Below are 21609 nucleotides of genomic sequence, written 5' to 3'. Positions count from 1 at the left end.
CCCGCGGGCGGAGGGTTTCAGGTTTTGGCAATCTCCACCACGTGGTTGTCATAGAGATAAAGACCGGGAACGGCGTAGTTGCTCCGGGGGGTTTTGGGCTTCTCCTCAATGGAGATGGCCCGGCCTTGGGCATCAAACTCCACCACGCCGTAGCGCTCGGGGTCATTGACGTGGTAGCCAAAGATGGTGGCGCCGCCCTTAAACTCCGAGAAGGCCTGGCTGAAGCCGTCCCCGCCATAGAAAACGTTGTCGCCCAGGATCAGGGTGACCGAGTCCCGGCCAATGAAGGATTCGGCAATGAGGAAGGCCTGGGCGATGCCCTCGGGGCGGGGTTGCTCCCGGTATTCGATCGCAAGCCCCCAGTGGCTCCCATCCCCAAAGAGCTGGCGGAAGCGGGGCAGATCGTGAGGAGTGGAGATGAGGCAGAATTCGCGGATGCCGCTCTCAATCAGGGTCGTGAGCGGGTAATAAACCATCGGCTTGTCATAAACCGGCTGGAGCTGTTTGCTGGCGACCAGGGTCAGCGGAAACAATCGCGATCCGGCCCCGCCAGCGAGTATAATGCCCTTCATTTACCAGACAGTGTAAGAGCAACATTTATAATTGAAAAGCGCAACTTACTACAGGAATGCCAGATCTAAAAAGCTGGCGATACGCTATTTGGAAGAATCAATCCGGGAAAACCAATCCAGAATTTCCTGCTCGCTTAATTGTTTCCTTTCGGCTCGAAAGCTCTTTCCTGCGCTTAAAGCATCATAGGTTGATTGCACCTTGGAGATTTGAAACTTGGGGGAAAGGTTATGCAGCAGCAAGGGATTAGGTGTTGCCAAAATGAGGGGACCGGTAAAAGAGTCCATGCTTCGCAGGCCGGGACAAAACAACTCCGGGGCGATCAGCGTTTGATTGCTATTCACATCCAATTGATCCAGGTCGGAGACAACACCGTTTGCTGCCGGGGCAGCAAGCAATGACCAGAGTCCGGCATGCCCGGTGCCATATAGGATGATTCTCAATTGTCTCAGGTTAATACTATGGAGGGATTGGCAGGCGGCGACAATATCTCCCACGCGGTTTTGAAGATAAGTTCGGTTGTAAGTGTTAAAGAAAATGGAGAGTTGGTCGCGTGTTTCAATAGCAGGAGAATTATTCAGGACGGCGACATGATAGTTTTTCTCGAGGAGAGATTGTGCGATACCGACTGGTGAACCTGCTTCGTCCAAGTAAGGAGATTTGCCTGGTGGACTGACCAGGAGAACCAATGTTTGTCTCCCTTTCGCTCCAGCTTTGGAGGGAATGAAATGGAGAAGCTCAAGAGGTTTTGATTCAGTTTCGCGATGAATTTGAACTGTTTGAAAAGTGTAATTTGCGGTTTTTGAAACGGTTTTTATTTCGGTATTCAAAGCCGCTCCAGGCCAATTCAGTTGAAGCGTGCGCGCCCAGGCTGGTGTCATGACGTTTTGATAACGTTTCCATCCGGTTTTGTCCCTGGGTGTTAAAGCATCCAGAGCGGATTGGTGAGAGCTGACGAGATATTGGATCAATTGTGACTGGGAGACTGCGTTGGAAGGCAGTTTGCCATCAGGGAAAACACGCAAGTCCTCATCAGATTCCTTGGTGTAAGCCAGTTCAGTAACCGGCGTATCGGTTTCGTCGATGAGCCACCGATCAAACCATTGGTACACCGCCTCCCGGCTGGTTTGATTGTAGTTGTGGTTGAAATCAAACCGGACATAGCGGAGCTTGTCCGGCGCCTTGAAAAGGTCGTAGATATGTTGGATGGCCGGTCCCTCCAAGGTCAGCATGGTTTTTGTCCAGTCACCCGTGCAGGCAACCATGATTTGCGGGCGGGGAACGGCGGCCGCAGCTATCTCCATGTTTGAGAATTGCACGCGCAAGCCTGGCATGTTTTCGCAACCACAACCACCCTGCATGATGTGGCTGACCATTACGACCGGTGCCTGGGCTGCGAGCCGGTCATCAATTGCTCCCAGAATGAAAGTCTGGGTGCCACCACCAGACTCACCGGTACAGGCGAGGCGATGTTTGTCGACCTCGGGCAGGGATTCCAGAAAGTCCAGCGCGCGAATGCTGTTCCATGTTTGGAGACCCATGAGGGAGATGTTCCAGAGCAGGTTGGCCGGATCATTCGTCCCGAAGTTTCTGTGGATCTTGTAAAACTCCTTCGTGACCGGCGATTCAGGAAAGTGTGTATCATTGTAGCCAACCATGTCGTATGAGAAGGCAATCATTCCCTGCTTCGCGAAATTGATGCAACGTGCCGGGATGCTACCCTCCTTTATATCTGTCAGCCGGCCATTTTCCCAATGACCGTGTGGGTTGAGAATTCCCGGAAATGGTCCAGCTTTACCCAAAGGACGGTATAAATTTCCAGCCAGATAAAAGCCGGGATAAGTTTCCAAATAAACCTTCTCAACGCTGTAGCCGTCACATTCGATTCTTCCGAACAATTTTGGGTGCAAAGGAGTTTTTTCGGGCATTGGCCAGAGGCCGGCGCTAACAAGTATTTGTTGACGAATTACGTTGGCACGGTCCTGCCACTCCTTTTGAGTGTTGATGACGGGAAACTCTCGTGGGGAATTAAGGTCCTTACAGACGGCGTTGTCGGCCCGAACAATGAATGGACACAGCGCAACAAATGTGATGAAGCAATATATGCGTAGCCGGTGAAACATGAGGAAGTTTTAACTTAACCGGCTCAACGGGAAAGAAGGAAATGCCTTTGATTTGAGGCGGCGTTGTCGGGCTTGCCTCAAACCAAAATCCCTCCTGCCATTCGGAAATTTCTTTCGGCATTCGGTATCGGGTTCAGGGAACATTACCGATGGCTGTTATCTGAATTTCAGGATCCGTGGTTTGTTCTTGTTCGTGGAAAGTTTGAAGCCTATGGCGTGCGGAGCGACCGCCAGTAAAGCGACCAGGAAGAGCAGGAACATTTGGCTGGGTGTCAAAGCGCTTAATCCTCCAATGCTGGAAATCGTGATCAGTGCGATGATGCCGGCAACGATGTAGCAGGTGGTCGTGAAACGATTCAATGCCTTCTCCAGCCTGACCTCGCGGGTCATCGATTTCTCAGCGGCGTGTCCAGCGACCAAAGTGGCATAGTGAGGAAAGCTTCTTCTGGGGACTTCCTGCCAAATGCCATTTTCCCGAAGTTGATAAATACGGAAAGCTGCGCTGGATTGCGGCACCACCAAAAAGACTGGAGGCTTTACCTCCAGGCACTCCAGGATCGCCCGGAAAAACTCTGCCATTTCACTTTCAACTTGTTCATCCAATCTGGCACGAAATTCGATCAGGGCTGCGTATTCCTGAGTTTCAAGGTCCAAGATTGCCAAATCGGCATAGCAAGGGTAGGACTCATCATCCAGCCGATTCGTGCTGAATAATTTAGGCAAACCCAGCCGGCGTTTGGTGGCTTCGTCGAGATGAAAGGAAGGTCCACGAAAAACAGAATCTTCCGGATAGTTGGATTCGTGCAGGAAGACCAGAAAGTCTTCTTCGAGCTTTTCCTTATCTTCAATGAGGGTGTCGGACATTCGAGTTGAGATGGTGGGATGTTATTATGATGGTTCCGCCATGGTCGAAGCTTCATCTTGGGGAGGTTCCACTGGAACTGGGGGACTGAGGAATAGTGCCAGAACTGTTCGTAAACCGGCTTCCAAACGTGTTGGTGGGGCTACCGAAGCCGGAGTCGGTTCCAGACTGATTGCCTACGCTGCCGATAGCATTGGGTATGTCAGGAAGTATCGCCTGAGCGTCGGTTTGCAGGTCCTGAAGGGCGGCTTGGAGACTGTTTAAAAGCGCCAATTTAGACTGCGCGGGCTGGACATTGTCGGTAGAAGTTGTGCCTCTTGCTGCTGCGAATATGCCAGGACTAATCTCCACTGCTGCCGGGGCCAGAATCTGATAGGGTGGTATGGAAGGGAGGACCGGCGCATTAGGCCCGGTCGGGGGACCAGTTTGGACGATTAACTGGTCTGAGGGATACGTTAGAGGCGGAGTCGCCAGCACTCCTGCCGCGGGAACTGCGGCGGAACTGGAAAAGTTTTGGCTCAGATCTTGGGAAACATCGATGCCGAAGTTATGAGTCAACTGGTTCGGGGTCTGGTCATTGCCAGCAACGAAAGTTCCCACAACTGCAGTTGTTGGGCCTGGAGTATTTGTTGCCACAGTCAGGCTCTGGATCTGAGCCAACAATTGACGGGCTCTATCAATGTCATTTTGAAGAGCCTGTAGAATGAGATCAATGTTTCCAATAAAGATTCCATTCGTGCTGACGAAATCCTGGTCGGAGCCAATCAACCCGCTATTCGTAGTATTTACCGAGGAATTTGCGGGAGTTGCTCCGGAGACCGCGGGCAATGTTTGCGTCTGAGAGGGTTGGGACCGAATGGCAGGTGTAAGCAGGAGAAGGATCAAAAAAAGGATAAACGGAGTTTTCATAAAAATCCATCATTCGGGCACCACAACTGGGGTGGATTTAATCCTTAAAACCACTTAAATGTAAGAAACCCCACTTCCTGCAACTTCTCCATGGGGTGTTTCCCTTAAATCAACAAATAGTTTGTTTAACTCCCTTATTATTCGAGATTGAAAACTCCAAAATAGATGTTCGGATTTAACCCCTTGTTTTGTGCGCGACGGGAGGTTACTTGGAAGTTCCGCCAGCTGAGGAATGCCCTGACGAAACGGATCTTCCACCGCCAGCAGCAGGCGCAAAAGGGGTCATCCCACTTCTCGTACCCGTGCCCATGTTGGGAGATTGGGGAGTGGCAACTCCACCGCCCGCGGGAGATTGGGGAGTGGTAGCTCCACCGCCCGCGGGAGTTTGAGGGGTAGTGCCAAACGCGGCACCCGGCGCAGACGACACGGACCGACTCACGCCACCAACATTAGGTCCGAAGGCGCCACCGGGAGCTGTCGCAGTGGGGGTCCTTAATGCTGGATTTGCTACTCCAAAGGTGTTTGTAAGGGGAATTGTATTGGTAAGGGGAGCCCCAAACCCATTGGTTAATGGAGTACCGAAGCTATTTGTAAGGGGAGCCCCAAACCCATTGGTTAATGGAGTTCCAAAAGCGTTTGTCAGCGGGGCGCCAAACGTATTCGTAAGATTACCAAAACCTGCATTGGTTCCAAATTGGCTGCCTGTGCCTCCAGCACTAACGATAGCGGTGTTGATGACGGGGAGTACCGCTTGAGAATCAGCTTGTATATCCAGAAGAAGGGTTTGGAGACTTGCCAGCAGCGCCAACTGATCCTGCGTGATTTGAGTGGTTCCAGACGTGACTGTCGTGCCAAAAACGCTGGGACGAAGCTGGACTCCCACTTGGCCCAAGGTTGGATTTGGCGTGGCTGCGGCCGTGAGCGGGCCATTTGGTCCGGTCAATCGACCAGGTGGCGCAGTCAGGACTGGGGAAACCTGTCCTGTCGGGGAAAAAGCAACTGCACTGTTGCTTAAATTGAGGGCCAACTGGCTCAGAGTTTGACCATTACCTGAAACGAATGTCCCTGGAGTAATTACCCCTCCTGTGGCAGTAGATATCATTCCTGTGGCCGTAGACCCTTGGAGTTGTGCCAACAATGCACGAAGCTCATCCGCATCATTCTGAAGGTCCTGTAGGACGATTCCATTGGTTCCAGCAAAAATGCCATTAGTTGCAAATAAGTTTAGGTTTGAGCTTACCAGCATGCTGTTAGTTATGCTGTTGGTGGTAGTTGTCGCACGGGCGACGGAAAATGGGCTCTGGACGGTTTGAGCCCAGATAGCCAGCGAAGTCAGGGACAAAAGGGTGGTTAGCAAAGTCTTCATAAATTTCCCGTGATTTGGGTATCCATAGGCAGCAGAATTGGTTTTCAACCCCATCTAAAACAACCAACTCCATAACAGGCACTTTCTCCATGGGGTGTTTCCTGTAAACTTCCCGGAACTGGGATCGAGCGGGGTTGAACCTTGGGGTTCGATGTATATACCGAACGCCAAAGTTAATTTCCGGAATGGGAAAGAGAACCGGAATGAAAGCAGGCAATTAGTTTGGTGGTAATGGAGACTGAAAAAGCCATGGCCTTGGGATGAGGAAATTCATTAGCCATTGGGAGCAGGGTGCTTTTGATTTGAGGCGGCGTTGTCGGCCAGGGCTGGCAGGATTCCATTGGATCGGGCGCGCTGGCTTGAGCTTTTTGTCCTTCCGGACGGGCACCACGCCAGCGTCATTCCCCACTCACAGATCCACTTTGGGATATGCTCGTGGCTCACTCCTTGTCGGGAAGAAAAATCTGCTGCGCCATCGCACTCCTCCCAACGGAACGCTGCCAGCCTTGCCTCAAACCAAAATCCCTCCTGCCATTCGGAAATTTCTTTCGGCATTCGGTATAGGGATGGGGCGTGTAGGCAAAACACCGACTGGCGATTCAGCTAAAGTCGGATTGTTCCGAGACTGAACAAAAAGTATTTCAGACAGAGTGAAAAAATACCTGGTATTTACTTATTACGTTGGCCGCCCCCTGGGAGGGGTGAAGGATTTTCTGGACGCTTTCGAAACAGTCGAGGAGGCGCTGGAAAACATCCTTGATGAGCGCAACAGGTACTATCAGATTGTGGATCGAACAAACATGAAAACCGTCAAGGAGGGGTTGGCAATGTTCAAGCGGTTTTCGACTGAGGGTTTTCGGGCCGAGGACTCGGGATTTGAAAAATAAGTTCCGTCAGAAAAGGAGCGGAGGCAAATCTTGATCCTTGAGATTTGCCCGAGAGCACTTTGTGAGTGATGAAAATGTTTGGGAACTGACCAAGGGACAGTTCCCGTGTCGACTAACGAGTTTTAAGCAGCGCTTTTCTTTTGCCCTGCCAGCATAAAATCCATGTAGGTAATTAATTGATTTTTCATCTCCTTGCGCGGGACGATGGCGTCGATGAGTCCACGGTCGAGGAGGAATTCAGCGGTTTGAAAACCGGGAGGCAGCTCGGCTTGGGTTGTATCTTTGATAACACGAGGACCGGCGAAACCGATCATGGCGCCGGGTTCAGCAATGATCAGGTCGCCGACGCTGGCGTAGCTGGCCATAACTCCGGCAGTCGTGGGGTGAGTCAAAACGCTGATGTAGGGGAGCTTGCTTTTGGCATGATAAGCCAGAGCACCGCAGGTTTTGGCCATCTGCATGAGGCTGAACATGCCCTCATACATACGAGCACCACCACTAGTGGAAATGATAATAACAGGCAAACTTTTTTCCGTGCCACTCTCAATAAGCCGGGTCAACTTTTCACCCACCACTGAACCCATGGAACCGCCAAGAAAGCTGAAGTCCATAACCCCCAAGGCAACTCGATGGTTCCCGATGCGAGCAATGCCGGTAATAACGGCATCTTTCTGACCGGTCGATTTTTGGTATTCCGAAAGTTTTGAAGCGTAGGTTGCCACACCGGTGAAGCTGAGAATGTCCTTGCTGGTCATTTCAGCATCCATTTCCTCAAAGGAGCAGGTTTCCACGAGCGAGTGGACTCGTTCACGAGCACTGATGGAAAAGTGGTGTTGGCAGTGAGGGCAGACCTTCAGATTCTCGTCCAGCTCCTTATCGAAAACCATCGTGCTGCATTTCGGGCACTTGGTCCAGAGACCTTCAGGAATCTCCCTTTTCTTGGATTTTCCGGAGCCAATCTTGGGCTTCTTGGCAAAACTAGTGCTGCCGGTGGTTGCGGCAGGCGGCGTGACGGCCGGTTCGGGAGCGTCGATGCCCAGGGACTTTTTGTTAAATTGAGTGGTCGCCATTTAGGAAATCCGTGAGTTAAGGGTTGAGGGATGCGAACAGGCACGCCAGATACTTCTGAGCTGCATCATCAAAGTTGAATGACAATTGGTCATTTTAAATTCTAAAGTCCACGGGCCACGGTCCAAACACATATATCCGCAACACCCGCAGGCTTCAATAGCTTGGCACAAGCACTGGTAGTTGCGCCAGTGGTAAAAACATCGTCCAGAATCACCAGCTTTTTGCCATTTAGGCCTTGAGTGGAACGCAGGCTGAAAGCTTTTCCGACGTTGGCCATGCGCTCATTACGGCTGAGTTGGGTCTGTGTTCGAGTGGGTTCGACTCTCTGGAGGAGCTTTTTGTTCACGGGAATGCCCGTGGCGAGTGAGAGCCGGGCGGCAAGACGTTCCGCTTGATTAAACTCACGTTCATGCTGCTTGGCGGGATGCAAAGGAACTGGAATAATCATGTCCCATTGCTCCTGAGTGAGGATTTTTGCCGCCTGTCGGATGAGAAGGTCGGCCAGAAATGCCTCAAACCACATATGGCGCTGGTACTTATAACGGTGAACAATGTCGAGAACCATTCCTTCCGCAGTGACGGCAGAGCGGGCAGTTCGGAAATGAAGTTCCATTTCCTTACAGTTATGACACTCAAAGGTTGTGGTAATATCCCCTTCATACGGCAACCCGCATCGTGCGCAGAATGGTGGTTGGATAAAGCGAACCTTTTCCCAGCAAAGCGGACCAACGAAACCCTCGGAAGCGGAAGCGCGTTCAGCGCCACAAATCTGGCAAACTTCAGGGTAGACAAAACTGAGACCGGCATCAAGCCACGGTTTTAAGGATTTGAGAGTGGAGATCATGCCGGGTTCTTTGGTCGCTTTTGGGGGAGTAGCTGCTGGAGAACTAAAAATGCACCCAACAAAACGATCAATGCCAGCCAGCCAGTAGTTGGATTCTCACTACCCCAAAACCAGACGTTAGAACCTGGAAGTGGCTGGGTGAGCGTTCCGTAAAACTTCAGCCAGAATATCCATCCGGCGTGTAAGCCCATGGAAAGGTACAAATTACCTGTTTTCTGATAAGCGACACCCAGAATAATGCCGGCCAGCGTGAGATTAAAAAAGCCCGGGATTACCTGTTGAAGGTTGATGAAGCCGGAGAGCATGTGGAGGAGTTGGTTGAAGCCTGAATACCAGGTGATGGGACCGGAGATATCGTTTTTTTGGAAAAAGTGTACGATTGCGTAGATCATGCTGCTGATCAGCAAAGCGGTTCGCCAATTCCAAATTCGACGAAGAGCTCCAAATATGGCGCCTCGAAAAAGGATTTCCTCAATAATCGATACTGACAATGCTGCAATGACTGCCTCACCCACTTTTTTGCCAAGGACATTGGATGAGAGATCGTGGTTGAGGATTCTTCCATGGGATAGCAGAACAATCAGAGCAAGGCAGGCGAGAGAGCCAAAACCCAGGACAAATCCGGCAGCCCAGTTTTTCAGCTGGCCAATCGGTTTGACCAATCCCAGTTCCTTCCATGAGGTTGCCCCCAAGCTCTTGAGCAACGGCCAAATACCGATCAGGGCCAGGCAGATCAAAGAGCGGTTGATATATCGATGGAAACCAGCCGATAAAAGGTGCGATGTCGGAGCAACTTTTTGGAGGAGAAAATAAAGCTGGGGAGCCAGCAAAGCGCCGCCTACAAAGACGAACAGTATAAAAAGCAGCAATGAGCGGAGCGGTCGCATGGTAGGAAAACTAGGTAAGTCGGCAACACAAGCCAAGTCAGAATTCTCGCCAACTCAAAGGGTTGGGCATACGAGGGTGGTTGGAACCAAAAAGCAGCAACAAAATCCATTGGCAACAAAACCGCGCTCGTGGTACATAAACAAGTCGTGTTGTTTAACTCAGGAAGTCAAACAGGTTCAGGAACCTCGGCACAGCCGGGGCAGTTTGGTCCATATTTTCTCCGTGAGATGATTAATAGCGGAGGGATGGCGGATATCTGGCTCGCCACGGACAAGGAGAACCAAACCTTCGCGGTGAGATTACTGCATAAGGACTTGAAGTTCGATTTCACGGCACGAAAACGGTTTCTACAGGGATGCGAGATTCTCTCCAAGATTCATAATCATGATTGTGTTATTGGCTATTACGATCATGGTAAAATGGAGGGGACGCTCTACTGCGTGATGGAATACGTGGAAGGCGCAAATCTGAAGGAACTCTATGCCAGCCACGATCCGGTGTTGTTGGAGAACGTGGGGAATATCATCATTGATATGGCCACCGGGCTTGAGCATGTCCACGAGAGCGGCTTTATGCACCTGGACTTCAAGCCGGAGAATGTGCTGGTCACGCGGAATGCCAATGTGCGGGTGGCAGACTTTGATCTCTCGCAGCCTATTCCAGACAAGCCCAGGAAGGCGTCCAAGAATCCCGGCACTCCCTCTTACATGGCTCCAGAGCAGTTAATGCGCGAGGCATTTGATCAACGGGTGGATATTTTTGCTTTTGGCGTGGCTGCCTACGAGCTATTGACGAATGTGAAGCCGTTTCCGGGGGAAAGTCCGGCGGAGATATTAAACAAACAGGTGGATCGATCCGGGTTCCTGAAACCCCGTGAACAGAATCCTGACATTCCGCTGGCCCTGGAAAAGATTATTTTACGCTGCCTGGAACAGGACCCGGACAAGCGGTATCCTTTTATGACCGTGATGGCGCATGAGTTGAAGACGGCGTTGTACGTTTAAGTTTGTGCCCGCACATTTAGTGCGGAGACTTTTGGCGCTGTTCGGCAAAAATGCGGGCCTCGGTTTCGGTGATAATGCCATCCTGGTTGGTGTCGCACTGCTTCACGGCGTTGTTGAAGGCCACATTTTCACCTTCGACGACGTGGCTGTGATGGGAGAAGACCACCGGAATCTCGATGCTGGTGTTGCTCTCACGACGGTTGGGCGTCGGCGAGGTCTTGCTGAGTGTTTCGTAGAAGATGCGGCCAGCGGATTCGTTTTCGAATGCCACCTTCACGCGGTCCGGGTTTGTATAAACGGTTGAGTCGTGATTGATGCAACCGCAACATGCGATCAGAAAAACAGTGGCTGTCAGGTAGCTGCCAAATTTAATCTTCATAAATGGTAAAATTTCCTTCTCTGCGAATTCAGGTCTATTCAGCACAGAAATTGGATAACAACGGATGAGAAGTAAAGCCTCAAAGCAGCCGCAAATGGGAGCGGATTAGTCGGTAGATGACGGAGGCGCCACGTCTTCATTTTGTAATTCAGAAGGCGGCGGAGACTGTCGACTCAGGTTGCGCAAGAAGAAATAAAGATATAAGGGCGCCGCGATGAAATATTCCGCAAATGAAAATAGAATGAAACCAAAGCGAGAAACAAAACCTGGCCTGATACGGTCCATGACACCAGCGCGGAGAACCTCACCTTGAGAAAAGATATAAAGATAGGGCATCAAGTTATTGTAGGGACCAGTAGCAGTGCCACACTTGGGGCAGAACCAACCATTATGATCTTGCGGCGTGAAGCAACGATGGCATAGAGGCAAAGCGTCAGGAGCTTGGACAGAAGTTTCGACTTCTTCCGGCCAGGGATTGGGAGTTGGTGGGCCCTGCATTGGGCGACGCAGCCATTGAACAACCGCGTAAACTACAATGGCAAAGATCCCAAGTACTACGAGGCCCTCAATATTCACAACAGGATGATCAGGATTTTCTACCATAACTTCGCTTCGTTCGTTTGACTGCTTACAAGGCAGTGTTAAACACAGTGCCGGAAAACTAGTAAAAATTGCGCGGATTATAAGGTGGAATCGGTTTCGATAAAGGATTCTCAAGCAGAACCTTTTCCTTGCGCCAAAAATGAAAAGCAAATCCCAATAAAATGGGCATGGGAATCAACAAGAGCCAAATACCAAGGGGAAGGCTTAGGAAACTCGATTGTTCTGCCGGCGTGAGCGAAAGAGTATAAATCAGATAAACAGCGCTGCCCCATACCGTCGCCAGGCCGAGACAATACGTGGACTTCTGGCGTCGACCGAGATCCTCCTTCATGTGCCAACCTCCGCCAGCGACAAAGCGTGAATGACTCTCCTGATTTTTCGTAAAGGTTGCATGCTCCATAGTCACTGAGAACAGTGTCCTCGATCCATTGGGAGAATTCAACTGCATTTGGGGTTGGGAAAGCGATGCCGGGTGTTGATCACTTGTGCTGAGATTGACGAACGAGAGGTTATGTTCAGTGCACGTAAAGAGATGATGCTGGCCTATAGCCCTTTGTGGGAGGCATCTTGAAGCGATGCAGCAACTTTTGATCGGATCTTTCGAGTTTGAGAGAAGTAGCAAAGGCAGGATACGAGCGGAATGAACAACCCGCCTGGATAGAACCAACCATACTTCAGATTAAAGCAGTGCAACCGTTTGAGCAGGACTAATGCATCCGCTGTAGTCAGTGCCAGGTGATGAGTCTGATGCGCACCAATGACCAACAGGCCGGTATAGGTTCGAAATGTGATAACACACTCGCCAGCTGCGGGTGTTTGCAAAATGGTGATTCCTTGATACGCCTTTTTCAAACTCTGAATACCCAATGAATCTGTCCCTAAAGTAATTAGGCGGGCCAGCTTGAAGAGGCCGAGAAGCACAAAGAAAAATAATGTAAGGCTGGCTACGCAAACGACGGGCACAGTCCAAGATGGATCAGCAGCCCCAAGTATGTTTAAGTCTAGGATGTGCACTGGAGTTGGCAGGTTTACTTATCTTGCGCTGTGAAAGAAGCCACGAGTGGGCGGTGGTCAGAACCGGTGCCCCAGTTTGGAATGCTGAGGACATAAGATTCGTTGGTGTTCCATTCACGGGCAATGCCGTGGGATAGCAGGATATAGTCAACGCGGCTATAGGTATCTTCTTTGGCGTAAAAATGTGTCCAGGTGATGTTGCGAGAGGCGACTCGCCGGTCAGTGTGAGAGTGGTCATCACCATTGCGTTCGGCGGGGCGGGTGTCGATCAGCCCTTTTTTGCTGCGGCCGCCGAGAATGGTTTTGATGGGGGCGGAATCGTGGAGGTCATTGAAGTCGCCCAGCACAATAAGGTTAAGATTGGGATTGGCAGCGAGACGGGCATCGATGATTTCACGAAGGACTTTGGCTTCTTCAAGTCGAAGTTCCGATTCATCAGCGGCGGCGATCTGGCGTCGGGATTTCAAGTGAGCGGCGATCAGGGTGAATGAGTAATTGGTGGTTGGCTGGATATCGACTTCGGCAAAGCCGCGGCTGACCTGAAAGCGACGACCGTTGAGGAGAAAGGCGTCATTCGTGTGAGGATGATGGGCGGTGAAGGGGAACTTGCTCAGGACGGCGACGTGGATATTCGTATCGAAGCCGGCGACGTGTTCCCAGTAGGGAAGATCGAGGCCTTCGGATTTGAGAGAGCCTTGGAGTTCGAGCAGAGCGTTGGTGCTCCCCATTTCTTCCAGGGCGATGACATCAGGTTTTAGCGCACAAATACTTTCACGAATTTTCGCTTTGGCTGCGTCTGTTTTGAGGGGACGGGTTCCGGTTTTTTCGTCCAAATAGTTTTCAACGTTATAGCAGGCAACGCGGAAAGTATCCGCGGCGAACAAAGGGGAATGCAGAAACAGCCAGGCTGATATGATCACTATGCAACGCAGGAAAAGGCAACCCATGCCGAAAGTAATATCTGCCGGCACGGAAGCCGTCAAAGCTGAAAAGCGGATTGACGGCATGAATGTCGGCCGAAACCAAAAAGTGGGGCAGATCAGGGCGTCGGTTCAGCGCCGTCTTTCACCTCTTTGGCTGGTGAGTGCAGGGCGAGATCAATGGGCAGAGTAATGGCGTCCGAGGTGGCAGAGAACGGAACGTCCAGATAGTTCACCCATTTGTAGGAGGAGAATTTCGCATCTTCCGGATGATCGATATCGTGAAAGTTTTGCCTCACACCGGCATAGGCACCGGCATGCGGATTATTGACATGCGACGCGACAGAGGAGCAACCTGTCAGAGCCGCGACTAATAAGCTGAGAGAGATGTTGAAGGAGGATTTTTTCATAATGGTGCGTGAATCATAGGTAAAAGCGCGCGAACGGTGTTAATCGAAAAAAATTCGAGCAACATCGAAAAAATCGAAGTTCCCAGGAGACGTTTCCTGCCAGCCGCGAACTTTGAGAGAGCTTATTTGCAGCCGTGCTGGTTTATCGGACTATTGTTAAACTTGGCAGATATTCGGATTTGCTGGATATGGCCAAGGCAGAGGCATCGGCATCGTCACCTTGAAAACCATTTTGGCGGACGAGCAGGAAAGTGAGATTGGTATTGGTGGTGTGGCGCACGTAATCGGTCAAATCGATCAGCTGCTGACGCGGCTTGTGGATGGCAACCAACTGGCCGATGAGATGAGCTGAGTCGCCTGCGCCCATAATAAAATTATTGGTATAAGTGTTTCCGCCTGGAACATTTTGCAAGAGATTGGGTGAAGTCGACCACGAGAGAGAGGAGGTGAAGAGCACAGAATTCCCATCAATGGCATAGATGTGGGCATAGGCGAGTGGGGCGTTGTTGACGGTGTGAGCCGTCAGATCAAGAAATGCGGATTGAATGTTGGTGCGGTCTTTGGAAGGAAGGTGGAATTTTAAGTAAGTGACAGCGCGATAATCTGCATTGGTGGAGTTGTTCTGGATTCGGAGCATAGAACCGGAAAGGTATGCAGTGTTTTTATATTTGCCGTCACGAATTGAGGCGAATTCCGAAACAGGAATGGTGACGGATTGAGTCTCAGGACGGGTTGAAACGGTGATGAGCCAGACGGAATCGGGCGGTTGGATTTCTGAAAGTGCGCGGTTGGATTTGAGCGGTTTCCACGATTTGACGCCGCCGTAACAGGCTTCGCTGACTTCTTCGATAAGCAGGTGGTTGGTTGAAGGAATATTCCAGGCAGCGAGGTCAAGTGTGAGAGCCATGCTTTTGTTGGTCGTGTTTGCGCTTAGAATGTAATGGCGGTCGTTGCTGGGATCATAACAGGCCGCTGCATAGAAGCTGGGAGAACTGGAGGAATATGTGAGTTCGAGTCGGGTGCGCCCGGCCTTAAAACCTTTGTTGATCAGACGCCAGACTTCACCCGCTTTCGTGATGGTGCCAATATTGTAAGGGGCGTTGGTGTTATCCACGTAGTGAGTGCCGTTCTTTTTTATGCCGAGGCGATAGTCGGTCTGACTGAATTTGAAGCAGTAGAGTTCGTCGGCCGAGTTATCAAACAGGTTGATGACCTTCGCTGCAAGTTGTGGGTATTGCGATGGCGAATCGAGCGTCTCGCTCAGCTCGAGGAATTTGCCGGCGGTGTGAACGTTGAACTCGGTGAGCGTCAGTGGAGGAGCTTTTTCGGGTGAGGTATCCCGCGCAATCAGCATGTTCAGGTTCGAAGCGGTGACGCCAAAGCGTTCCGGGGCAGAATTGTACTGATGATAGTCGTATTTATGGAGGAGGGAGAAATTTGAATTCGTCAGGCCGAGGAAATTGAGGTGGCGATTTTGAACGAGGGGACGGCCCCATGCAGGATAGATGCCATCAGGGGAACCGGCGGAGACAGGAGCCAGGATGATGGGTATCAGAGATTTGCCCTGGAGCCGGTTTACGTCAACTATCGCGGACTGGAATGCATCGGAGGCAAGTTGGAAGCGGCGAAAGTAATCAGGAACAGTAATTCCTCCGGCGTTGGAATGATTGGGCTCATTGAAATATTGAAAACGTTGCACGTCAAATTGACGGGCGAGGTAGAAGGCTTGAGCGTAACAATGCAACCAAAATTTCCATTGGCCGGACCAGTCGTTGGAGCCGGCAATTGGAAAGGCAAATTGAGTTCCAGTAATCTGGGCGCAGACTTGGAGATTTAAGTGGCGAACCTCGCGCAGGGCGTAACCAAAGACCATGCCACCAAGCGGTTCGTGTTCAAAGCGGTTGGTAAATGCGGGCCAGTCAATCCAGGGAGATCTAGCAGGATCAACGCGCAATGCATCACGCTGAGCGAGAAAGGAAGTTTGATTGGTGACGGCAGCAGGCGGTGAGGAAGAGAAAGGTTCAAACTCCTTCGTGGGTAGAAAAAAGCGGGCGCCATTAACACCAGAATATCTCCACCAATCCCTGGTATTACTGCCGGGATAAAAATGGCCGGAGTTATAGCCGAGGATGGTGGGCGTGGGACCGAGTTGGTTGGTGGTCGCGATCAAGGAAATTGTGCCAGCAAAGACGGGCTGTATAACAGCGAGCATCAAGCAGAACAGGAAAAAGTATCGGCGAGATTGGTGCATTTTGGGCCAAAGGATGAGCGAACCGTCGCTTTTTTACAACCGGTGAATAGAGGTGGTTGCTGAAGAAGACTTCGAAGAATTGGACGAGAAGAAGAGGGCCGGCACATACCCCGATTCACAACCAGGGTGAAGGTCTTATTATGGTCGCGCTTAAAGGAGTCTCGCCGTGTTGCAGGGGACTATTTACCCGCAAGAAGGCGGAACCAGACTTCTGACAAGCAACGGCATTTGCATCGACAGGAGGCGGAGAGTGGTTTAAACAAATCCGTATCGAACGATGAAAGAACTAACCATCGGCCCGGATACGGTGCATGTGACGCCGGAGGCAGTTTGGATTCTTGCGGTGCGTGAGATGCCGGGGTGGACCGTGCGGGAGTTTTGTCGAAAGCCGATTTATTTTCAGCAAAGAAAATATTTTCTGTTGAAAAAGGAGAAGGGACCTCCTCCTTATGCCATGACGTATGTGCTGGCACCCTGGTCGGAGAACGAGGCTGAGCAATCCCAAGACTTCATTGTGTATGATGAAGATTATGTGGCTCATAGAGAAGGGGGCTCCCGTTCACACCGCCGAAATGATCGCCTGTATCATGCCTTGATCTGGTTTTATCCGTTTATTGGATTCTTTTGGTCATCGACGAAAGAGCGGTTTTTTATGCCGGTTGGATTTGAAGCGAAGGAAGCTACGGGAGTCTCCATCATGTTGGAATTCTGCCTGGCAATGGTGCAAGCAATCCTGATTTTTTTCCTTGGTTCGGGAATATTTAACTTGTGTTTTGGGCGCGAGATTTGGGGGTTGAAGGTGTTTTGGCTGGATTTTGCGGTGTTCCTGATTTTGCCGGTGGATTGTTTGGTGCGTTATGGCCGGCTACTCAAAGGGGATGAGGTGCAGATCGGATTTTTGGAATGGGTTTTCAGAAGGTAGGCAATAGGATCAAGCAGGAGATGCATAAAATTATTGCCATAAGCGAAACCCCGCTTACGGTTCACAGGCGTTGGCTGAATCCAGACTCGCAGATTCAATGCGCAGTCAGTTCGGGCAGATGCAAATGGCCCTGACTGCCGGAGTCGATCAATGCGCGCCAGTCCTCAGGCAGTTGTGCCTTAATGTCGGATACCTCTCCCTCGGAGACAGCTTCCTTCAAGACTTCAAGAACCACACGCGCATGATAGACGGCATCGGGAAGGTGCGTTTGTTCCTGGGCGCTTACCAGTTGAAAAAAATCGTGCAACTTCAAGGGGACACTGTGCTCGCTCACCTGTAAATAGAAGGCGATTTCCCGTGGCAGTTGGGAAGCGAGGTCCTTGGTTTCCTCGGCTGTAAGTCGTGCAGCGAAAGCTGGCAGTGTGGCCTGGATGGCGCGAACAGCAGCTCCTAGTGAGCTGAGGCGAGCGCGATGTTGAACCTGTCCTACGAAATGATCGAATGTCATAAATACCTCCAAACGAATGTGTTGAACTAAAGATATTCAGGCGGGAAAATGGTTACTTCCCGTAAGAAGCGGGCTCTAATACAACCTGCTAAGGCAATAAACCCCCATAGTTACGCACGTTCAAGAGGGGACCTTATATTTTTGTCATCCAAGCCACGTGATCGAAAGGCGCGATCGCTAGAGGTTCATCCTGTCCAAAAGGTTGCGGGTGATTGTGAGGTTTACATTTAGCTTTTCTGCTTTAGCGTGCATGATTGAGGATGTGCTTTTGCCAGGGAAACAAGTCGGTCTGGGAGAAAGGCAGGCAAATGGACGATAAAGGCAGCAGGATAAATGGAGAGAGGTAAAATGACCATACCAAGGGAACCAGACAGGGTATTAACCATTAACGCCGGATCGTCCAGCCTCAAGTTCGCGCTTTTTGAGGGGCAAGATTTACTGGCCCGGAGATTGATTGGAAAGTTTGAGCGAATTGGTTTTTCAGACGCGCTGTTTACCGCGACGGACTTGAAGACAAAGAGGAGCTGGGAGAAGCACATGGCATTAAAAGATCATGCTGCATGTCTGCCATTGCTGCGCGAAGTGCTTGGTGAAGCGGATATGCTTTCTGTCCACGTGATCAGCCACCGCATAGTTCATGGGGGCATGCATTTGCGAGAGCCGCGAGTAGTCACCGAGGAGTTGATAAGGGAGTTGCGCAGTTTGCGCTTGTTTGCGCCGGAGCATTTGCCGGCGGAGATTGCCTTACTGTCAGAGTTCAGCCGATATTACCCTGAGACACCGCAAGTGGCTTGTTTCGACACGGCATTTCATCGGGATATGCCACGCGTGAGCCAGTTGCTGCCGATTCCGCGGCGCTATGATGAAAAGGGAGTGCGGCGTTATGGGTTTCATGGGCTGTCCTATTCCTACCTGATGCGGGAGTTGCAGAGAATTGACCGGGAGGCAGCGAGGGGCAAGATAATCCTGGCGCATTTGGGTAATGGCGCGAGCATGGCGGCGGTGAAGGAGGGCAGGGGCATCGACACCACGATGGCCTTTACCCCGGCTGCCGGTCTGGTGATGAGCACGCGGACGGGAGATCTGGATCCCGGGTTGATGGCCTACTTTGCGCGCGCCGAGGATATGACGGCAACTCAGTTCAATGAAATGGTGAACAAGCAGTCGGGATTGTTGGGGGTTTCTGAACTGAGTTCCGACATCCGTGATTTGCTGGCCAGGGAAAGCAATGATGTTCGTGCGGCTGAAGCTATTGCACTCTTTTGTCACCAGGCCCGAAAATGGATCGGGGCGCTGAGCGCGGCCTTGGGCGGGTTGGACACATTGATTTTTTCAGGGGGCATTGGGGAGAATTCCGTGGTGATCAGGAAGCGCATTTGCGAAGGGCTTGAGTTTCTGGGCATTGAAGTGGATCAGCGCGCGAACGAAACCAATGCGCCAATCATTAGCAAAGCTGAGGCGAGGGCAATTGTGAGAGTCATCCCGACGGATGAGGAATTAAGCCTTGCTGAAGCTGCAGTTGAAGTGCTGGGCCAGAGAAGTGAGGCTGGCTCATTCAAACCAAAAATTAAAATAGAAGGAATGGTATGACTTCGATGAGAATTAAATCGCCGAGACTTCCACGTTTGCGGAAACGCCATCTCGTCAAACAAACAGCCGGGATGGAACCAGCCATTCAAGGGCGCATGGAAGGTGCGGAAGAGACGGCGCTGCTTCGCAAGATGGATGCCTATTGGCGGGCGGCAAACTACCTTTCAGTGGGGCAGATTTACCTGATGAAGAATCCGCTGTTAAGGCGTCCCCTAAAACGAGACGATATCAAGCCGCGTTTACTGGGGCATTGGGGAACAACGCCGGGATTAAACTTCATCTATGTTCATCTGAACCGGGTCATCAAGGAGCATGATTTGAGCATGATTTACCTTGCGGGTCCGGGGCACGGGGGACCGGGAGTGGTGGCCAATGCCTATCTCGAAGGAACATATAGCGAAGTCTATCATGAAATTTCACAGAGCGAGCGAGGCATGCAGCGGTTGTTCAAGCAGTTTTCCTTTCCTGGCGGGATTCCCAGTCATGCGGCACCTGAAACGCCGGGCTCCATCAATGAAGGGGGCGAGCTGGGCTACGTTTTGACACATGCCTTTGGTGCGGTGTTTGATAATCCCGAACTGATCGCTGCCGCAGTGATTGGCGATGGAGAGGCGGAGACCGGGCCGTTGGCAACGAGCTGGCATTCGAACAAATTTTTAAATCCGGTTCATGACGGGGCAGTGCTGCCGATATTGCATCTGAACGGGTATAAAATTGCTGGTCCGACGGTGCTGGCACGATTGCCGCATCATGAATTGAGATCGTTGCTCGAAGGATACGGTTACAAACCGTATTTCGTTGAGGGGGTTGAGCCGTTGGCCACGCATCGATTGATGGCTTCGGTGTTGGATGTGGTGATAGCTGAAATCACAGGGATTCAACAAAAGGCACGGGCTGAAGGGTTCAAGACACGGCCCATGTGGCCGATGATTGTGCTGCGTTCGCCAAAAGGCTGGACCGGGCCAAAGGTAGTGGACAGCGTTCAGATTGAAGGCACTTTTCGCGCGCACCAGGTTCCGATGGCCGATATGGATAAACCGGAACACATCAGGATTCTGGAGCGCTGGATGAAAAGTTATCAGCCGGAGAAACTCTTCGATCAAAAGGGATCCTTGCGACCGGAATTGGCTGAGTTGGCACCGAAGGGCGATCGACGGATGAGTGCGAATCCGAATGCGAATGGCGGACAATTGTTGCGGGATTTGCAACTGCCTGATTTTTACGATTACGCCGTAAAAGTTTTGCGACCGGGGGCGGCGCAGGTGTCAGCCACGACCGTGCAGGGACAGTTCATCCGGGATGTTTTGAGGCTGAATGAGGAGAGGAAAAACTTTAGAGTGTTTAGTCCGGATGAAACGGCATCCAACCGCTGGAGCGCGGTGTTCGAAGTCACAGAACGTTGCTCGACAGCTGAAATTCTACCGAGCGATTACAAAGTGTCACCGGATGGCCGCGTGATGGAAGTCTTGAGCGAGCATATGTGCCAGGGCTGGCTCGAGGGTTATTTGTTGACGGGGCGACATGGTTTCTTTTCCTGCTACGAAGCGTTTATTCACATCGTCGATTCCATGTTCAATCAGCATGCGAAATGGTTGGAGGCGACGCGTCACATTCCGTGGCGAAAGCCGGTGGCATCGCTGAATTATCTTTTGACGTCGCATGTGTGGAGACAGGATCACAATGGCTTCAGTCATCAGGACCCGGGTTTCATCGATGTGGTGGCGAATAAACGGTCCGAGGTGATACGGATTTATCTGCCGCCGGATGCGAATACACTGTTATCAGTCACGGATCATTGTTTGCGCAGCCGTAATTATGTGAATGTGATTGTCGCCGGAAAACAGCTCGCACCGCAATGGCTCGATATGGATGCGGCCGTGAAGCATTGCACGTTGGGGATCGGCATCTGGGACTGGGCAAGCAATGATAAGGGATTTGAACCCGATGTGGTAATGGCCTGCGCGGGTGATGTTCCAACGATGGAGACGCTGGCCGCAGTGGATTTAATGCGCTTGAACTTTCCAGATTTGAAGATTCGAATGGTGAACGTGGTCGATTTGATGCGTCTGCAGCCGGCCAGCGAGCATCCACATGGAATGACTGATAAAAACTTTGACGTTCTTTTTACGAAGGACAAGCCGGTCATTTTTGCATTTCATGGGTATCCGATGTTGATCCACAAATTGACGTATCGCCGTGCCAACCACTCCAACATCCATGTCCGTGGGTACAAGGAGAGGGGGACGACTACGACGCCCTTCGACATGGTAGTTTTAAATGACCTTGATCGTTTTCACCTGGTGATGGATGTCATTGATCGGGTGCCAAAGCTGGGTTCCAGGGCGGCCTACGTTAAACAGGCGCTCCTGCGCAAGTTAATCGACCATAAGCGATATATCCGCGAGCACGGAGAGGATATGCCTGAGGTGAGAAATTGGAAGTGGAGCGGAGAGAAATTTGGTGATTGAGTTGGGATGAAAGTGGAGCA

General features: G+C 51.2%; 21 protein-coding genes and 2 pseudogenes. 5 read left to right on the top strand and 18 right to left on the bottom strand.

Annotated elements, in window-relative coordinates; translation table 11 throughout:
• The 6 genes and pseudogenes from CFLAV_RS24720 to CFLAV_RS35750 form a co-directional block, all read right to left on the bottom strand.
• Positions 1-572, bottom strand: a pseudogene (locus CFLAV_RS24720) (sugar nucleotidyltransferase); the annotation flags it as partial.
• An 84-nt stretch (positions 573-656) separates the two neighbouring features.
• Entirely contained in the window at positions 657-2498 is a 1842-nt protein-coding gene (locus CFLAV_RS33090; protein WP_160164655.1) for an alpha/beta hydrolase family protein, read from the bottom strand.
• A 351-nt stretch (positions 2499-2849) separates the two neighbouring features.
• Positions 2850-3557: a hypothetical protein gene (locus tag CFLAV_RS24710; protein WP_007417599.1), complete on the bottom strand. Its 708-nt coding sequence runs from the start codon at positions 3555-3557 to the stop codon at positions 2850-2852.
• Between the two features lie 52 nt (positions 3558-3609).
• Positions 3610-4464, bottom strand: a complete 855-nt coding sequence (locus tag CFLAV_RS24705; RefSeq protein WP_007417598.1) for a hypothetical protein — start codon at positions 4462-4464, stop codon at positions 3610-3612.
• Between the two features lie 205 nt (positions 4465-4669).
• A complete protein-coding gene (locus CFLAV_RS24700) occupies positions 4670-5830 on the bottom strand; it encodes a hypothetical protein (protein ID WP_150107580.1) in 1161 nt (386 codons plus the stop codon).
• 273 nt (positions 5831-6103) lie between these two features.
• Positions 6104-6385 (bottom strand): hypothetical protein, encoded by a 282-nt coding sequence (locus CFLAV_RS35750; protein WP_040550053.1) that lies wholly within the window; start codon positions 6383-6385, stop codon positions 6104-6106.
• Positions 6386-6480: 95 nt separating this feature from the next.
• On the opposite strand from CFLAV_RS35750, the gene CFLAV_RS24690 reads away from it, so the two are divergent.
• Entirely contained in the window at positions 6481-6717 is a 237-nt protein-coding gene (locus tag CFLAV_RS24690; RefSeq protein WP_007417596.1) for a hypothetical protein, read from the top strand.
• A gap of 122 nt (positions 6718-6839) precedes the next feature.
• On the opposite strand, the gene accD is transcribed toward CFLAV_RS24690, so the two are convergent.
• From accD to CFLAV_RS24675, 4 genes and pseudogenes are all read right to left on the bottom strand, one after another.
• Positions 6840-7787, bottom strand: coding sequence for an acetyl-CoA carboxylase, carboxyltransferase subunit beta (gene accD / locus CFLAV_RS24685; RefSeq protein ID WP_007417595.1), 948 nt, complete (start codon positions 7785-7787; stop codon positions 6840-6842).
• 101 nt (positions 7788-7888) lie between these two features.
• Positions 7889-8401 (bottom strand): ComF family protein, encoded by a 513-nt coding sequence (locus tag CFLAV_RS24680; RefSeq protein ID WP_150107579.1) that lies wholly within the window; start codon positions 8399-8401, stop codon positions 7889-7891.
• Between the two features lie 18 nt (positions 8402-8419).
• Positions 8420-8632, bottom strand: a pseudogene (locus CFLAV_RS37925) (double zinc ribbon domain-containing protein); the annotation flags it as partial.
• Positions 8629-9519: a CPBP family intramembrane glutamic endopeptidase gene (locus tag CFLAV_RS24675; protein WP_007417593.1), complete on the bottom strand. Its 891-nt coding sequence runs from the start codon at positions 9517-9519 to the stop codon at positions 8629-8631. The gene CFLAV_RS24675 and the pseudogene CFLAV_RS37925, both read right to left, overlap by 4 nt.
• Positions 9520-9666: 147 nt before the next feature.
• Here CFLAV_RS24675 and CFLAV_RS24670 point away from each other — a divergent pair, with 147 nt between their 5' ends.
• The gene (locus CFLAV_RS24670) at positions 9667-10524 is read left to right on the top strand and encodes a serine/threonine protein kinase (RefSeq protein WP_040550052.1); all 858 of its coding nucleotides are present in this window, start codon (positions 9667-9669) and stop codon (positions 10522-10524) included.
• A 16-nt stretch (positions 10525-10540) separates the two neighbouring features.
• Here the strand turns inward: CFLAV_RS24670 and CFLAV_RS24665 are convergent, their stop codons facing one another.
• The 7 genes from CFLAV_RS24665 to CFLAV_RS24635 all read right to left on the bottom strand — a co-directional run bounded on the left by CFLAV_RS24665 (position 10541) and on the right by CFLAV_RS24635 (position 16062).
• Positions 10541-10903, bottom strand: coding sequence for a hypothetical protein (locus CFLAV_RS24665; protein WP_007417591.1), 363 nt, complete (start codon positions 10901-10903; stop codon positions 10541-10543).
• 105 nt (positions 10904-11008) lie between these two features.
• Positions 11009-11506, bottom strand: a complete 498-nt coding sequence (locus tag CFLAV_RS24660; RefSeq protein WP_007417590.1) for a hypothetical protein — start codon at positions 11504-11506, stop codon at positions 11009-11011.
• A gap of 58 nt (positions 11507-11564) precedes the next feature.
• Positions 11565-11837 (bottom strand): hypothetical protein, encoded by a 273-nt coding sequence (locus CFLAV_RS24655; RefSeq protein ID WP_150107578.1) that lies wholly within the window; start codon positions 11835-11837, stop codon positions 11565-11567.
• 212 nt (positions 11838-12049) lie between these two features.
• Positions 12050-12469, bottom strand: coding sequence for a hypothetical protein (locus CFLAV_RS24650; RefSeq protein ID WP_040550051.1), 420 nt, complete (start codon positions 12467-12469; stop codon positions 12050-12052).
• 65 nt (positions 12470-12534) lie between these two features.
• A complete protein-coding gene (locus CFLAV_RS24645) occupies positions 12535-13527 on the bottom strand; it encodes an endonuclease/exonuclease/phosphatase family protein (protein ID WP_007417587.1) in 993 nt (330 codons plus the stop codon).
• A 32-nt stretch (positions 13528-13559) separates the two neighbouring features.
• Positions 13560-13850, bottom strand: coding sequence for a YceK/YidQ family lipoprotein (locus tag CFLAV_RS24640; protein WP_007417586.1), 291 nt, complete (start codon positions 13848-13850; stop codon positions 13560-13562).
• 142 nt (positions 13851-13992) lie between these two features.
• A complete protein-coding gene (locus CFLAV_RS24635) occupies positions 13993-16062 on the bottom strand; it encodes a CBM96 family carbohydrate-binding protein (RefSeq protein WP_007417585.1) in 2070 nt (689 codons plus the stop codon).
• Between the two features lie 316 nt (positions 16063-16378).
• Between CFLAV_RS24635 and CFLAV_RS24630 the strand changes: the two genes are divergently transcribed.
• The gene (locus CFLAV_RS24630; protein ID WP_007417584.1) at positions 16379-17023 is read left to right on the top strand and encodes a hypothetical protein; all 645 of its coding nucleotides are present in this window, start codon (positions 16379-16381) and stop codon (positions 17021-17023) included.
• A 94-nt stretch (positions 17024-17117) separates the two neighbouring features.
• Here CFLAV_RS24630 and CFLAV_RS24625 read toward each other — a convergent pair whose 3' ends face one another.
• The gene (locus tag CFLAV_RS24625; RefSeq protein ID WP_007417583.1) at positions 17118-17531 is read right to left on the bottom strand and encodes a DUF2267 domain-containing protein; all 414 of its coding nucleotides are present in this window, start codon (positions 17529-17531) and stop codon (positions 17118-17120) included.
• 333 nt (positions 17532-17864) lie between these two features.
• Between CFLAV_RS24625 and CFLAV_RS24620 the strand changes: the two genes are divergently transcribed.
• A complete protein-coding gene (locus tag CFLAV_RS24620; RefSeq protein WP_007417582.1) occupies positions 17865-19121 on the top strand; it encodes an acetate/propionate family kinase in 1257 nt (418 codons plus the stop codon).
• Between the two features lie 95 nt (positions 19122-19216).
• The gene (locus CFLAV_RS24615) at positions 19217-21589 is read left to right on the top strand and encodes a phosphoketolase family protein (protein ID WP_040550071.1); all 2373 of its coding nucleotides are present in this window, start codon (positions 19217-19219) and stop codon (positions 21587-21589) included.
• Positions 21590-21609 lie beyond the last annotated feature (20 nt).

The organism is Pedosphaera parvula Ellin514, assembly GCF_000172555.1.
Taxonomy (GTDB): domain Bacteria; phylum Verrucomicrobiota; class Verrucomicrobiia; order Limisphaerales; family Pedosphaeraceae; genus Pedosphaera.
This window is presented reverse-complemented; position numbering and strand designations above follow the sequence as displayed.